12 protein-coding genes are annotated in these 12,616 nt (G+C 63.7%); 2 read left to right on the top strand and 10 right to left on the bottom strand.

All coding sequences use genetic code 11. The annotated features are described in order from the left end of the window. The first annotated feature begins 45 nt into the window (after positions 1-45). Complete coding sequence (locus Hhyl2_RS17885) at positions 46-1,200, top strand: glycosyltransferase family 4 protein (protein WP_483552150.1); 1,155 nt, start codon at positions 46-48, stop codon at positions 1,198-1,200. Here Hhyl2_RS17885 and Hhyl2_RS17890 read toward each other — a convergent pair. The 6 genes from Hhyl2_RS17890 to wecB form a co-directional block, all read right to left on the bottom strand. Continuing rightward, positions 1,126-2,124, bottom strand: a complete 999-nt coding sequence (locus tag Hhyl2_RS17890; RefSeq protein WP_483552151.1) for a polysaccharide deacetylase family protein — start codon at positions 2,122-2,124, stop codon at positions 1,126-1,128. The two genes, Hhyl2_RS17885 and Hhyl2_RS17890, sit on opposite strands and share 75 nt — an antisense overlap. Then, positions 2,121-3,455 carry a nucleotide sugar dehydrogenase gene (locus tag Hhyl2_RS17895; protein ID WP_483552152.1) on the bottom strand — a complete coding sequence of 445 codons (1,335 nt, stop codon included), beginning with the start codon at positions 3,453-3,455 and terminating at the stop codon, positions 2,121-2,123. Before Hhyl2_RS17895 ends, Hhyl2_RS17890 begins: the two co-directional genes overlap by 4 nt. Then, positions 3,452-4,417 (bottom strand): Gfo/Idh/MocA family oxidoreductase, encoded by a 966-nt coding sequence (locus Hhyl2_RS17900; RefSeq protein ID WP_483552153.1) that lies wholly within the window; start codon positions 4,415-4,417, stop codon positions 3,452-3,454. The genes Hhyl2_RS17895 and Hhyl2_RS17900 overlap by 4 nt, the downstream gene beginning before the upstream one ends. After that, the gene (locus Hhyl2_RS17905) at positions 4,414-5,523 is read right to left on the bottom strand and encodes a DegT/DnrJ/EryC1/StrS family aminotransferase (RefSeq protein ID WP_483552154.1); all 1,110 of its coding nucleotides are present in this window, start codon (positions 5,521-5,523) and stop codon (positions 4,414-4,416) included. The genes Hhyl2_RS17900 and Hhyl2_RS17905 overlap by 4 nt, the downstream gene beginning before the upstream one ends. Then, the gene (locus Hhyl2_RS17910; protein WP_483552155.1) at positions 5,520-6,104 is read right to left on the bottom strand and encodes an acyltransferase; all 585 of its coding nucleotides are present in this window, start codon (positions 6,102-6,104) and stop codon (positions 5,520-5,522) included. Before Hhyl2_RS17910 ends, Hhyl2_RS17905 begins: the two co-directional genes overlap by 4 nt. A 211-nt stretch (positions 6,105-6,315) precedes the next feature. Beyond that, a complete protein-coding gene (wecB, locus tag Hhyl2_RS17915) occupies positions 6,316-7,395 on the bottom strand; it encodes a non-hydrolyzing UDP-N-acetylglucosamine 2-epimerase (protein WP_483552156.1) in 1,080 nt (359 codons plus the stop codon). A 310-nt stretch (positions 7,396-7,705) separates the two neighbouring features. Here wecB and Hhyl2_RS17920 point away from each other — a divergent pair, with 310 nt between their 5' ends. Then, on the top strand, positions 7,706-8,416 hold the full coding sequence (locus tag Hhyl2_RS17920) for a Tat pathway signal protein (protein ID WP_483552157.1): 711 nt from the start codon (positions 7,706-7,708) through the stop codon (positions 8,414-8,416). A gap of 11 nt (positions 8,417-8,427) precedes the next feature. On the opposite strand, the gene Hhyl2_RS17925 is transcribed toward Hhyl2_RS17920, so the two are convergent. The 4 genes from Hhyl2_RS17925 to Hhyl2_RS17940 all read right to left on the bottom strand — a co-directional run bounded on the left by Hhyl2_RS17925 (position 8,428) and on the right by Hhyl2_RS17940 (position 12,521). Next, positions 8,428-9,573 carry a hypothetical protein gene (locus Hhyl2_RS17925; RefSeq protein ID WP_483552158.1) on the bottom strand — a complete coding sequence of 382 codons (1,146 nt, stop codon included), beginning with the start codon at positions 9,571-9,573 and terminating at the stop codon, positions 8,428-8,430. Then, the gene (locus tag Hhyl2_RS17930; protein ID WP_483552159.1) at positions 9,570-10,469 is read right to left on the bottom strand and encodes a class I SAM-dependent methyltransferase; all 900 of its coding nucleotides are present in this window, start codon (positions 10,467-10,469) and stop codon (positions 9,570-9,572) included. Before Hhyl2_RS17930 ends, Hhyl2_RS17925 begins: the two co-directional genes overlap by 4 nt. A 145-nt stretch (positions 10,470-10,614) precedes the next feature. Then, positions 10,615-11,337, bottom strand: coding sequence for a class I SAM-dependent methyltransferase (locus tag Hhyl2_RS17935; protein ID WP_483552160.1), 723 nt, complete (start codon positions 11,335-11,337; stop codon positions 10,615-10,617). A gap of 560 nt (positions 11,338-11,897) precedes the next feature. Beyond that, the gene (locus tag Hhyl2_RS17940) at positions 11,898-12,521 is read right to left on the bottom strand and encodes a DUF7344 domain-containing protein (protein ID WP_483552161.1); all 624 of its coding nucleotides are present in this window, start codon (positions 12,519-12,521) and stop codon (positions 11,898-11,900) included. Between the last annotated feature and the right edge of the window lie 95 nt (positions 12,522-12,616).

Here is a 12,616-nt window from a genome sequence, read left to right on the forward strand (position 1 = left end):
GATACGCCGAATATACTTATTAGCACCCCTCCTGTAGGCCCGGCAATGAGGTTCTGTGCGGTCCTGGGTACCCATCCCACCGATACACCGGGTGGCGCGGAACTCCAGGCACAGTTGATCTGTGCCGAACTGGTCCGCCGGGGCCACGAAGCCGTCTACGTCGCCCACGACGCCGGCGACGACGACGTCCGCGAAGAGGAGGGCGTCCAGGTCCAGCGACTCGACACGGCCGGTAGCATCGACACCGTGCGCTCGGTTCGAGACACCGTTATCGATGTGAATCCGGACGTCGTCTATCTGCGGAACCTCGGTGACCTGCCGCTCGCGCCGGCGCTCAGGTACGGGACAGACACGCACGTTATCTACAACATCTCACACGATGCACAGTGTCTCCCGCGGTTCGCGGGGTGGCCAGGAAAAAACAACCCGACGCCGGCACACACGCTCTATCGACGCACGAAACTGGGGTTCAGACGGAGTTTCCTCCCGGTCCCGAATACGCTCCTGGCACAGACGCCACGGCAGCGACAGTTACTCCGGACACACCGCGGGCTGGACGCGACGGTGACGGGCAACGGCCATCCCGTGCCGGACAGTGAACCGGACAAACACTCGCCGCCGGTCGTCCTCTGGCTCGCGAGCATCAAACCCTGGAAACAGCCAGACGTTTTCGCAGACGTGGCAGCCAGCTGCCAGGAGCTGGACTGTGAGTTCTGGCTCGTCGGGCGGCCGGACTACGGGGGCCTCGCCGACCGACTCCGGAACAGCGCGGAGTCGACACCGAACCTCCGATATCTCGGGGGCTGTACGGTCGCCGAAAGCAACGAGTACATCGAACAGGCGTCGCTGTTCGTCAACACGAGCACACAGGAGGGGTACCCGAACACCTTCATCCAGTCGTGGTTCAGGAAGACGCCGGTGCTCAGTCTCCACGTCGATCCGGCCGGCCAGTCCGGGGCCGAGCGGACCGGCTACTACAACCTCGGTGACCCCGACGTCATGGCCGACCGGATACGCGAGTTGATCCGGTCGCCGGCCCAGCGGCGGTCGCTCGGCGCACAGGCCTACGACTACGCGTGTGAGCACAACGACATCCGGGTCGTCGTCGACAGGATCGAGGCCACACTACCGGATCGGATCGTTTCGAGGTCGCGCCGTGGGCCCCGATCGGCGACGGCCCGCCGGCCCGTCGACGAGTAGGTCGTACGCATCAGCGGTCGGCCCGACCCAGGCTCCCAGCTCCAGCGCACGCTCGACGAGATGGCGATAGACGTCCCTGTAACCGGGGAAATCGACCGGATCGAAGGTCCGCTGGTGCCAGTCGACGGTCACGACCGCCCGATGCCGTCTGGCTTCCCGGAGGAGGTCGTCCATCGCTCGCTTGGCCGTATCGACGGAGTCGGCCGACTCCATCACCGCCTGGTCCATCGCAGTCAGGGGGAAGACGGCGAACTCGTCGTCGAAGGGGTGGATGATGTCGTAGCCGGTGTCGAAGCCGAATTCGGTCGCCGATCCAAGTGTCGTGTCGTAGTCGAGACCGATCGCTCTGTGGTGGTCCCAGGTCCGCGGGAACGTCCCGTTCAGATAGTGCTGGCGCCCACCAGTGACCGGTTGCCGGGTGATGTCCTGGAGGACCGACTTCTCGTAGGCCAACCGGAACCGGTCGTCGTACGATTCGTACGAGCCCTGGAGGCCGACCTCCCAGTCACTGGTCGCCAGGTTTCGGATGAGCGACCTGACGGCGTCGGCCGTGATATCGTAGTAGGAGTACAGCGACCACGAGCGGGGACTGACCCAGTGGGCCGGCCCCTTGTCACGGAACAGGTCCTTCTCGTTGAGGAAGTAGAAGGACGAGCGAACACCGAGCGTGCGCTCCAGTTCTCGGACCGCCTCGAAGCGCCAGTAGGGCTGTCGGTCCCCGACGAGTCTGCGGACCGACGAGAGCGACGGGTCACTGACGAGTCGGCTGAGTGTCGGCAATCTGTGGTCGATCCTGTCGACGTCGTGGGTGAGACAGCAGACGAATTCCCACTCCGATTCGGGAGAGAGCTCCGTTCGGGTCCACTCCGTCGACGGGATGTCCGGACCTGTCCCGTCGTTCGACGACTCGTTCGGTCTCCTCATGGTTTCCCGACCGTGACGACCTCGTGCCTGGAATCGATCGTCAGGGCGTCTCGACCGTCGACGACGAGCATCGGTTCCACGTCGCTCCAGTCGATCCGATGGTAGGTCTCGTGGGGTGTGACGACTACAGCGGCGTCGAGTCCGCTCGTCAGCAGCGTCTCCAGATCCACCAACTCGAACGGCAGTCCCGAGTCGTCTGTCAGGAGCGGATCGGTCCCGACGACGGTCGCACCCGACTCCTGAAGCGCCTCTGCCAGCGGGATGGCCGGCGACTTCCGAGTCTCGGCTACGCCAGGCCGGTAGGTCACTCCGAGTATCCCGACTGTCGGATTCGAGACAGAGAGATGGCTGTCGAGTCGCTCGGCGACGCGGAGTGGCATCTCGTCGTTGACCGCCCTGGCGGTCCGAAGCAGTGGCGCCTCGGTCTCGAACTCCGAGAGGAGGAAGTAGGGGTAGTACGGAATGCAGTGCCCGCCCACGCCGACACCGGGCTCGTGGATGTCACACATCGGGAGCGTGTTCGCGATGTCGATAGCCGCACGGACGTCGACGTTCAGTTCCGTCGCGAAGGTCGCCAGTTGGTTCGCCAGGGCGATGTTGACGTCCCTGTAGACCCCCTCGAACACTTTGACGCATTCGGCGGTTGTCGCGTCGGTGCTGCACACCTCGTTGGCCGTCACCTCGTCGTAGAGCAGCGTCGCTGCACGGGTACTGGGTTCGTCGACGCCGCCGACGACCTTCGGGTACGCACCGCGGATATCACGTAACGCTCGCCCGCTCGCGGTCCGCTCGGGACAGAACGCGACGCCGAAGGCGTCGTCGTCGAGCCCACTGCGCTCGGCGAGTAGCGGGACGACGACGTCGGTACAGGTCCGTGGCGGTACCGTCGACTCGACGATCACGAGATCACCGGGGGAGAGCCCCGCAGCGACGTCGTCGAGTGCCGACGCCATCGCAGTGAGGTCCGCACCTTCGGTCGATTCGACCGTCGTCGGGACGATGAGGACGTGGATGGCACCACGTGCTGCAGCACTGGCCCCGTCCGTCGTCGCTCGGAGCCCACCGTCCTCGACAGTCCGTGCGAGTAGTTCAGCGAGGCCTGGTTCTCCGTCGACTGGGCAGGCGCCGTCGTTCACCGCGTCGACGACGGTCGGATCGAGATCCACGCCGGTCGTGTTCCCGGTGAGGTCGGCGTAGACGGCGGCAAGGGGAAGCCCCATCTTCCCGAGGCCGAAGACGGTGACCGGGAGTTGTCCCGTCCGCAGTGCCGTCCGAAGCCGTCCGGGCGCTATCTCCGGGTCGTACGGCCGTGGTGCGTCGAACTGGCTCATCTGGCGCTCACCACGGTCTCGCTTTCGGCCGCTCGCTCCTCGATCCGCTGTGCGATATCGAGCGCGCGGAGCCCGTCTTCACCCGTCACGACCGGCGAACTCCCGGTCCGGACGGCGTCGACGAACGATTCGAGTTCGGCTTTCAGCGGCTCGCCGTTCTCGACGACCGGCTGTTCGACCACTGTCTCGTTCCGATAGCGGACGTCGCCGTCCGTCTCGACGTACTCGGGGTACGACTGTCGATAGATCTCGATCGAGCGTCTGAGGTAGTCGACCTCGACGAGGAACTCCGGCGTCGTGACGGTCAGTGTCCGGACCCGCCGCTGTGAGATCCGGCTCGCTGTCAGCGTGCCCACGGTCCCGCCGTCGAACCGCAGCGTTGCGTTGACGTGCGGGAACGATTCCGTTCTGGTCGCGGCGACGTCACTGACTTCCTGGTCGAGCATCGACAGGAAGAGATCGATGTCGTGGATCATCAGGTCCAGGACGACGGAGTTGTCGACGGTACGTTCGAGCGGCGGGCCGATCCGCTGGGCGTCGAGGGCGACGATGTCGGTATCCTCGAGGACGGAGCCGAGCACCTGCACGGCGGGGTTGAACCGTTCGACGTGACCGACCTGCAACACCAATCCGCGCTGGTCGGCCCGCTTCTGGAGCCGACGACCCTGCTTCTGGTCCTCGACGAACGGTTTCTCGACGAGGACGTTGACGTCCTCGCCCAGGGCCTTCCAGGCCACCGTGGCGTGATGTGACGTCGGGGTAGCCACGGAGATAGCCTCGGCCGCATCGAGGAGTTCGTCGGCCGACAGCACGGCCGTACCCCGTGTGGTAGCGACTTCTTGGGCCCGGTCCTCGTCGGCGTCGACGATGCCGACGAGCGTAGTGTCCGGACACTCGGCGTAGATCCGAGCGTGGTGGCGTCCCATCGAACCGACGCCGACGACGCCGACGGGCACGGTCACGAGACGGACACCTCCGTCTGTGGATCCAGATCCGCGAGTGCCGCCAGGATCTGCTCCACGTCGGCGGTGTCGAGGTTCTGATGGACCGGCAGCGAGAGGACCTCCTCGGCAACCCGCTCCGCGACGGGTGCCGCCACGTCGACGTGGTCGTACGCACCCAGTTCGTGGATCGGCGTAGGGTAGTACACCGCCGTGTCGATGCCCTGTTCTTCGAGCCGTGCTGCCACGGCGTCCCGGTCACGCTCGACACAGCAGACGGTGTACTGGTGATAGGCGTGTCGACGGTCCGGCGGTTCCACGGGCGCCACGATACCAGGAACATCTCGAACGACGGCGTCGAGTCGTCGTGCGTTCGCGCGTCTCGCCTCGACCCAGTCGGGGAGTCGCTGTAGCTGGACGCGACCGATTGCGGCCGCGAGACTCGTCAGTCTATAGTTGTGTCCGAGCCGTTCGTGGACGTAGCCGCCCGCGTCGGTTCGCCCGTGATTGACGTAACTGGCGACCCTCTCGGCGACGGCCTCGCGGTCCGTCACGACCATGCCGCCCTCGCCCGTCGTCATGTTCTTCGTCGGATAGAAAGAGAACGTCGCCACGTCGGCCACGCTCCCGACCGGCCGTCCACGGAAGCGGGCGCCGTGGGCCTGTGCGGCGTCGGCGAGTAGTGGAATCCCCGCGGCGTCGGCGACCTCGCGGAGGTCGTCCATCGCTGCCGGCAGTCCATAGAGGTGGACGGCAAGCACCGCGTCCGCATCGGCATCGCTGACCGCCCGCCGGGTGGCTTCTGGATCGAGTGCGAACGTCTCCGGGTCGATATCAGCAAAGACTGGTTCTGCGCCCGCCAGTCGGATCGCGTTCGCGCTCGCCACGAACGAGAAGGGTGTCGTGACGACACGGTCTCCGTCGCCGATACCAACTCCTTCGAGGGCGACGTGCAATGCTGCGGTCCCGTTCGCCGTCGCGACGGCGTACTCGGTGTCACAGTAGTCCGCGAACTCCGACTCGAACTGACGGACTTCGGGACCGTCGGCGACCCGACCGGAGTCGAGGACGTCCGTGACGGCCGCCCGCTCGGCAGCTCCGAACTCCGGGTCGGCGATAGGGATCATGCGAGGACGTTCCCTCCAGCCAACGCCTCGGGGAGCGGACGATGTCGGGCGGGGACACCCACTGCCAGTGTCTCCGGCGGGACGTCCTCGGTGACGACGGCCCCGGCCGCGACGAACGATCCCTCGCCGATCGTCACTCCAGGGAGTATCGTCGCGTTCCCGCCGATGGAGACGTCGTCGCGAACCGTCGGCCCGTCGAGGTCGACGTCGACACGCAAGGGGTAGGGATCGTTCGTCAGGACCGCGTGGGGCCCGACGAACACCCTGTCCCCGATGGTCGACTCCGGAGGGACGTAGACGCCGGTCTGGATACTCACGTCGGAGCCGATGGTGACCTCGCCGTCCAGCACGGCCTTCGTCCCGAGGACAACGTCGTCCCCGACGATCGTGTGTTCACGGACGAGTGCGTCGTGGCCGGTCGTGAAACCGTGTCCGATATCGACGTCTGCGTAGATGATTGTCCCGGCGCGGATGGTCGCGCCCGCGCCGATCCGCGCGGGCGAGACGTCGTCGTCGTACTCGTAGCCGACGGTGGCGCCGGGATCAAGCCGGTCGTCTTCCCCCACGTTCGCCGCCGTCATGTCTCCCCCCCGAACGATGTCGTTCTCGCACGCTGCCGCCATCTGGGTGAGTTGCTGTGAAGCATCTGTATTGTCCGGGGGATCTGCTGTACCCCTGATTCGGTTGAAGGTTGGGATACCATCGTTTTGTTATTGGTCGCTTTCACGTTGCCGCGGCCGGAGAAGTGACCACGAAACCGTATCGAGTGGGTCCGAGGGTCAGCCGGACGGTTCAGGAACCGACAGTGGAGGGCAGATCGTCGACCGCGGCGACGATCCGACCGGCGGCGTCGCCATCGCCGTAGAGATCGGGTTTCGACCCCGTGGGTGGGGCTGCCCGCAACGCCGCCCGTATCGCGTCCCGATCCGCGCCGACGAGGACGTTCCACCCGCTCTCGACGGTCTCGATCCATTCGGTCGTCTCACGGAGCGTCACACAGGGGGTATCGAGGTAGAACGCTTCCTTCTGGACGCCGCCGGAGTCGGTGGCGACGCGCGTCGCGCCGTCGAGCAACCTGACGAAGTCGAGGTAGCCGACGGGGTCCACGATGTCGAGCGTCTCGGCGGCCCGCTCGTAGAGTCCGTACTGCCTGAGCGCGTCCACCGTGCGTGGGTGGGCAGGGAAGACGACGGGCTGTCCGCTCTCGCCGAGTCCCGAGACGATTCCGGCCAGGCGCTCGCGGTCGTCGGTATTCGCCGCTCGGTGGACGGTCGCGAGGACGTATCCTCCGGGAGCGAGATCCAGTCTGTCGAGGACAGCAGAGTGGTCTGCGGCGGTCTCGCGGGCGTAGCGGATGGCGTCGTACATCACGTCACCAGTGTTGTAGACACCGTCGTGGATTCCTTCCGCTGCGAGGCGTTCGCTCGCCCGCTCACACGGGGTACAGAGGACGCCGGAGACGTGGTCGGTGACGATCCGGTTGATCTCTTCGGGCATCGACCGGTCGTCGCTGCGGAGCCCAGCCTCTACGTGGACGACCACCGGTCGCCGCTTCGCGGCTGTCAGGGCCCCCGCGAGCGTCGAATTCGTATCTCCGTACACCAACACTACATCGGGGTCGACGCTGTCCAGCAAATCTTCGATACCTGACATCATGGCAGTGGTCTGCTCGACGTGAGTCCCAGAGCCGACGCCCAGGTTGTGATCGGGCACCGGGATCGGGAGTTCCTCGAAGAAGACGCCCGAGAGCGTTTCGTCGTAATGCTGGCCGGTGTGGACCAGCACCTCGTCGTGGCGCCGGCGCAGTTGCTCCGAGACTGGGAATGCCTTGATGAACTGCGGCCGGGCCCCGACCACGGTGAGCACGCGCATCTACGCGGCCTCCTGTCCGGGTTGCTCTCTCCTCGCTGTCGAGCAAGCACAGCGGTCCCCAGGGACCGTCCCTGGGCTATCGGGACACGACCTCGCGGTCAAACGGGAGCTTACTACCATTGGGTCGCCACTCTACCGGTCCGTCCCACAGGGGACGTTTTGTTATTCTGGGCTTTCGAGGCGTCCGAGGACGTCATCACGGCACTGCGAGGGAATACCAAGCTTTCCTTGAACTCCGCTTTCGGAAAGCTCGGTATAACAAACACAGTGGTTCGAGTGGTTACAACCGGAGTAACAAGGTACCCGAACTATGACAGACGAGACTACCGATACTGGCATTTCACGGCGAACGGTCCTCCGGCGCAGCGCGATGGCCGCTGGAGCGGTCACCATCGGCGGTGTAGGCGTCTCAGGATCCGCTGCCGCGACGATCTGTCCACGGACCCCCGGCTTCTGGGCGAACCACGATTGGTGTAAAGTCCCGAACGGGAACGGGTCGTACGTGGGCGTGAGCCTGATCGACGAGGAGAACTGCAGCGGTTCCAACGAGTACACGCTCTCGGGTGTCGTGACCAAGACGTTCTCCGAGTGGCGCGACTTCCTGCTCAAGCCCACGCGGGGAGACAAGGCGGTCAAGCTGGCACAGGTCCTCCTGGCGACCAAGCTGAACTTCGAAGTGCGCAAGAGTAGCCAGTCGGACTGCGTTCGCACCGAATTCGACACATCACCGCACGGCATCGACCTCGACGACTACGCCGGACAGGCGACCGGCGTCGTGAAGGTTGCCGGGCTGGCCGACAGCTGGCTCGAGAACTCGAACTTCCCGGACGGCGAGACACGAGACTGGGTCATCGAGATTGCGCCCGGAAAGTATCTCGACGGCGAGGCGCTGAAGGACATCCTCGACGACTTCAATAACAACAACCTCGGTCTGAACTGTGATTGCAGTGGGGACCTGGAGTACGAGGGCTCGAACGGCTCGAACGGCGGGGGCCCACCGAGCTTCGCTGGTCCCTCCTGAACGCTGGACCGTTATTCGTCCTGGGGGCTCATCGGGTGGCCTTGACCGTGCGTCGGGACAGGGGGCGACCTGTCCGCGACGTCCGTTTTATCGTATCGCGTGAGTTCGGGAATGGTCTCGATAGCGTCCGGATTGCTGGCGACGGAGACGATCACGTCGGTGAGGTTCACCATCCGTGCGAGGAACCCCTCACGGCGCGCCTGCCAGGCGCTCTCGACGTCGTCGTCGGAGAGGAGCGCGCTGGCCCTTTCGAGGACCGAATCGAACGACGTGAGATTGAAGATCAGCCCCGCTCGCTCCAGTTCGACGAAGTTTCCCATATCGTCGTCGCCGACGAAGGAGTTCGAACGGATCGCCGGCGTCCCGAGCAGTGCCGCCTCAGTGACGACGGTCTGTGAATCGGCCACCAACAGGTCGGCCTCGGCAAGCGCGTCGTGGAGTCCGGCCGGGTGGACGCTGAATCGGTCAGCGGGGAGCCCCTCGAGATCCATCGTGCCACCTTCGTCCGAGACGAAGACCGTGGCCGCCGTCGACAGTTCCCTGACCAACGTCTGCCGTTGCTTGGGCGTGAAGCCGCCGGCACCGAGGTCGTGGTGAGAGCCGAACGCGTTGAACCGGAGGATCACGAATGGTTCGTCCGGTCCGACACCGAGTTCGTCCCTGATCTCGGGGTACGGTTCGTGGACTGCGGGATGTAGATACGCCGACTCTTTGAACCCGTCGAAGACGAAGTGTTTCTCGCCGAGGTCCTTCCGGAATGCCGCCGGTGTCAACAGCGCCCGGGCGAACGGGCGGGAGATAGCGTGGTCCAGGCCCGTCGGTTCGGAATCGAGGATGAGGACGACAGGGGTGCGTGAGATGAAGCCTGCGGGGGCAGCGTAGCCCCCCATCCCGAAGATGAGGTCCGGATCGTACCGGAGTGTCGCCGGGAGCAGCCGTGCGTAGTGGCCGGGGAGGTGGCGGAACAGCGAGCCCTTGGAGGTGCCACAGGACCCGTAGACGGAGAACGGGAGATCGTACCACTCGAGCAGGTCGACCGTGCAGCCGTACTTCCGTGCGAGGATGTGGACGTCGTGGCCTTGGTCGTGCAGCCGACTGACGGCGTACTTGTAGAGGTGTGCGTGGGCGGGTGTATTGACGAAGAAGAGGTATCTCATCGGTCCCCCGCTGTGGGTTTCTGGACGAACGCCGTCCGGCACGGAATGGGGGCCTCGGTCTCGCGGTAGCCGAGGTAATGAAATGAGACGTCGCCGTGGTCACACCGGTGTTCGTCGACGAACGTCTCGACTGCATCGTTCCAGTCCGCGTGATTCGAGATGAGGAGCCCACCAGGTTGGAGTGCGCTCCAGGCGAGTTCGAACTCGAAGAGCATACACGACGTGGAGTGTTCGGAGTCGTGGAAGAACACGTCGACAGTACCGAGATCCGCGAGCAGTTTGGGGAGACGGTCGCGACTCCGACCCCGCTGTAGGCGCCACCGATCCTGCAACGCGGGCGGGACGAGCCAACCTGCTTTCTTTCCGGGCGGCAGGACGTGGCTCGTCGGTTCGGCACACGACGGGCGCTCGCGGCTGAAGTGTCGCAGCTCGCGCGGGTCGCGCTGCTCCGTCAGGTCGTCACGTAGTGACTCCGAACAGTCGATGGAGTAGAGCGTTCCCTGTCCGTTCTCGGTGAGTGCGGCCAGGATCGACGTCGTCGAGACGCCGCTGTAAACGCCGGTCTCGACGACCACCTCGGGTCGGCGCTTCCTGAGCAGCGCGTAGTATTTCAGACACTCGTCACGATGGGCGTCGTAGACGTCATACTCGTCGTCGATAGCGTCGATCTGTTCGGTGATGTGGTCGGCGACGCCGGAGTCGAAGAACTCCTGCTGGTAGGTCTGGAACTCCCTCTGGTCGTCGAAGAACCGGTCGACGAACGCTTCGTGTGCCGTGTCGGGTCTGGTCCGCTGGGCCCACGAACGGCGTGGATGAAGTCGGTAGAACCATCGCTGGGCGGTCGATTGCATCTCCGCTGGCATCCGGTCGTAGAGACGATTGATGTCGATTTCCATGGTACTGTGTGGGAGACGGTGCCCGCCAGCTTGCCGGTACGGTCGTCGGTACGCATGCTGGCGGTGACGTGTCATCGAAGCACGCGGACGGGAGGGGTAAAGTTATAGCGAACTTAGTGACTGAGACGGCAGTCGACAGTGTCTGCTACCCCCGTGCGGCGAAGTAGAGCATCGCTTCGAAGTTCTTGAGTGGGCCGTCGCGTTTTCCAATGAGATCCAGTGGTTCGTACCCACACTGCCGGAGTTCTCGGTGCTGTCGAACCGGGTTCGACATGTAGGTGTGCAGGTTAGCTTCACCGGTATCTTTCTTGTAGCGGTCGAACAAGCGGTCGATGTTTGCACGGTTGAGGTAGAACGTCTCCAGAAAGTCACGGTCTTTGAGGAGCGCCGGGAACCGATACCAGGCGTTGTGTGTGCTGAACACGAGGATACCGCCGGGCTCCAGGATGCGACGAATCTCCTGCAGTGCCTGTGTCCGCTTCGAGCGCGGATGGATGTAGTCGAGGCCGTTGTGCGAGAACAGCGCGTACCTGAAACTGTCGTCCTCGAACTGGAGGTCCGTCGCGTCGTCGACAGCGAACTCGAGCTCCGGGGACAAACGTCGAGCAGCCCGGATCATCTCCTCGCTGACGTCGATTCCGACGACATCGAACCCCCATCGAGCGAGGGGTCGCGTCGTCCGGCCGACGCCGCAACCGATATCTAGCAGTCGTGCGTTCTCGTCCACGAAGTACCGGTCGATGGCCTTCCGTTCTTCAGTGAACAATCCTGCCGTGGCCCGATCCGTATACTGTGTGATGAGGTCGTCTGAGGAGAACCGTTCGATGTTCTCGTCGAAGTGGTCCTCCGTGTTCGCTTCCGTTGTCATAGCGTCCGGTCGTCGCTGAGTATCGCGCCGAGCTCGTATAGTAAATTCCGGGATACTGCGGGTGTAGTACGTTCAGCTTCCGGATCGAGTGCACGGGTTGTCAGTCATCGTCGACGCTGGTCTGTCGGCCCGAGTACACACACCTCTATCGAAGTGTTCTCCGCCCACCCCGCTATCGATCCGCGAGGCCGAGGCATCGAGATGCGGACGATCTCACTATATATCCACAAATATCCGAACGAAATAAACAATCGTAGGCTACTCGACCCGCGACCGGAACGCTATCAGGCCGGTCTGACTGGAGTGTGATACTTAAATCGACGAATCGAATAACAATAGTACAACTGTGATTCTAATTTGTTCACGATCACAGATAGTTCAAGACTGTTCACATATGCTCTACTCGGGAGTAAGACCGTGTTATACTGCTATAAGCCCCGATTAATCGGGGTCTTGAAGGGTATCCGAGAGATCTGGAGGACTACCTACATACGTAGCACCGGGATCACGACGGGGCGCTGTCGCTCGCGGTGCCCGAGTGAGACAGGGAGAAACGAGTTCTATTCAGCTGCTGTACTGTGGACTGCGGCACACGCACCGACTGCGACGATAAGAAGCGTCGCCGTGAGGACTACTGTCCACTGTGGGACGCCGAGCAGCACGACTGCGGCCATGATTCCCACTCCAGATAGCGAGAGTCCACCGTAGTACCTGTACCACTCACGCGTGTCTGCATCCTCCGTGAAATCCAGGTATGGTTCGAAATATTCGACCTGGTCGGTCAGGGTCACGTGCCCGCGGTCCTGGTTGAAGTCGACGACACCGACATCGTCCATCTTCGGCAGGTGGCACTGGTAGAGACCGACGTAGACTCGCTTGCGCTGACTGGAGGTCAGTTGCTTCGTCGTCGTGTCGTTCTCGATAGCGGCGATGTGTTCTGCGAGTTCGCCCAGCGACACCTGTTCGTCTTTCTCCCGCAGGTACTGGATCGCCTCGCGGCGGCGACTGTTCTTCAGGACCTCGAAGATGAGGTCGAGAGACGGTGGTTCCACCGCCGTCTCCTGGTCCGCGGGTGCGTCTGGCTCCGTCGTGTCCGCTTTCTCGTTCCTATCCTCCGTTCTTTCCGTGACGGTCTTGTCCGGCATCGGTTCCGATTGTCCGATCTGTGAGTCTTGAGTTTCCATACTGGTGCTCCGTTCCCCTCTGTGTTGATTTGCTATCAACAGGCCGGCCCCCGGCCCGTTGCTCTCCCAGCTACGCAGTCACGCTGACGTAACTA

It is taken from the genome of Haloarcula sp. H-hyl2 (assembly GCF_056934385.1).

What these genes read in the sequence shown, in the direction of transcription:
- Hhyl2_RS17885 (WP_483552150.1), top strand. Translation starts at nt 46, where the DNA reads ATGAGGTTCTGTGCGGTCCTGGGTACCCATCCCACCGATACACCGGGT.
- Hhyl2_RS17890 (WP_483552151.1), bottom strand. Translation starts at nt 2,124, where the DNA reads ATGAGGAGACCGAACGAGTCGTCGAACGACGGGACAGGTCCGGACATC.
- Hhyl2_RS17895 (WP_483552152.1), bottom strand. Translation starts at nt 3,455, where the DNA reads ATGAGCCAGTTCGACGCACCACGGCCGTACGACCCGGAGATAGCGCCC.
- Hhyl2_RS17905 (WP_483552154.1), bottom strand. Translation starts at nt 5,523, where the DNA reads ATGATCCCTATCGCCGACCCGGAGTTCGGAGCTGCCGAGCGGGCGGCC.
- Hhyl2_RS17910 (WP_483552155.1), bottom strand. Translation starts at nt 6,104, where the DNA reads ATGACGGCGGCGAACGTGGGGGAAGACGACCGGCTTGATCCCGGCGCC.
- wecB (WP_483552156.1), bottom strand. Translation starts at nt 7,395, where the DNA reads ATGCGCGTGCTCACCGTGGTCGGGGCCCGGCCGCAGTTCATCAAGGCA.
- Hhyl2_RS17920 (WP_483552157.1), top strand. Translation starts at nt 7,706, where the DNA reads ATGACAGACGAGACTACCGATACTGGCATTTCACGGCGAACGGTCCTC.
- Hhyl2_RS17925 (WP_483552158.1), bottom strand. Translation starts at nt 9,573, where the DNA reads ATGAGATACCTCTTCTTCGTCAATACACCCGCCCACGCACACCTCTAC.
- Hhyl2_RS17930 (WP_483552159.1), bottom strand. Translation starts at nt 10,469, where the DNA reads ATGGAAATCGACATCAATCGTCTCTACGACCGGATGCCAGCGGAGATG.
- Hhyl2_RS17935 (WP_483552160.1), bottom strand. Translation starts at nt 11,337, where the DNA reads ATGACAACGGAAGCGAACACGGAGGACCACTTCGACGAGAACATCGAA.
- Hhyl2_RS17940 (WP_483552161.1), bottom strand. Translation starts at nt 12,521, where the DNA reads ATGGAAACTCAAGACTCACAGATCGGACAATCGGAACCGATGCCGGAC.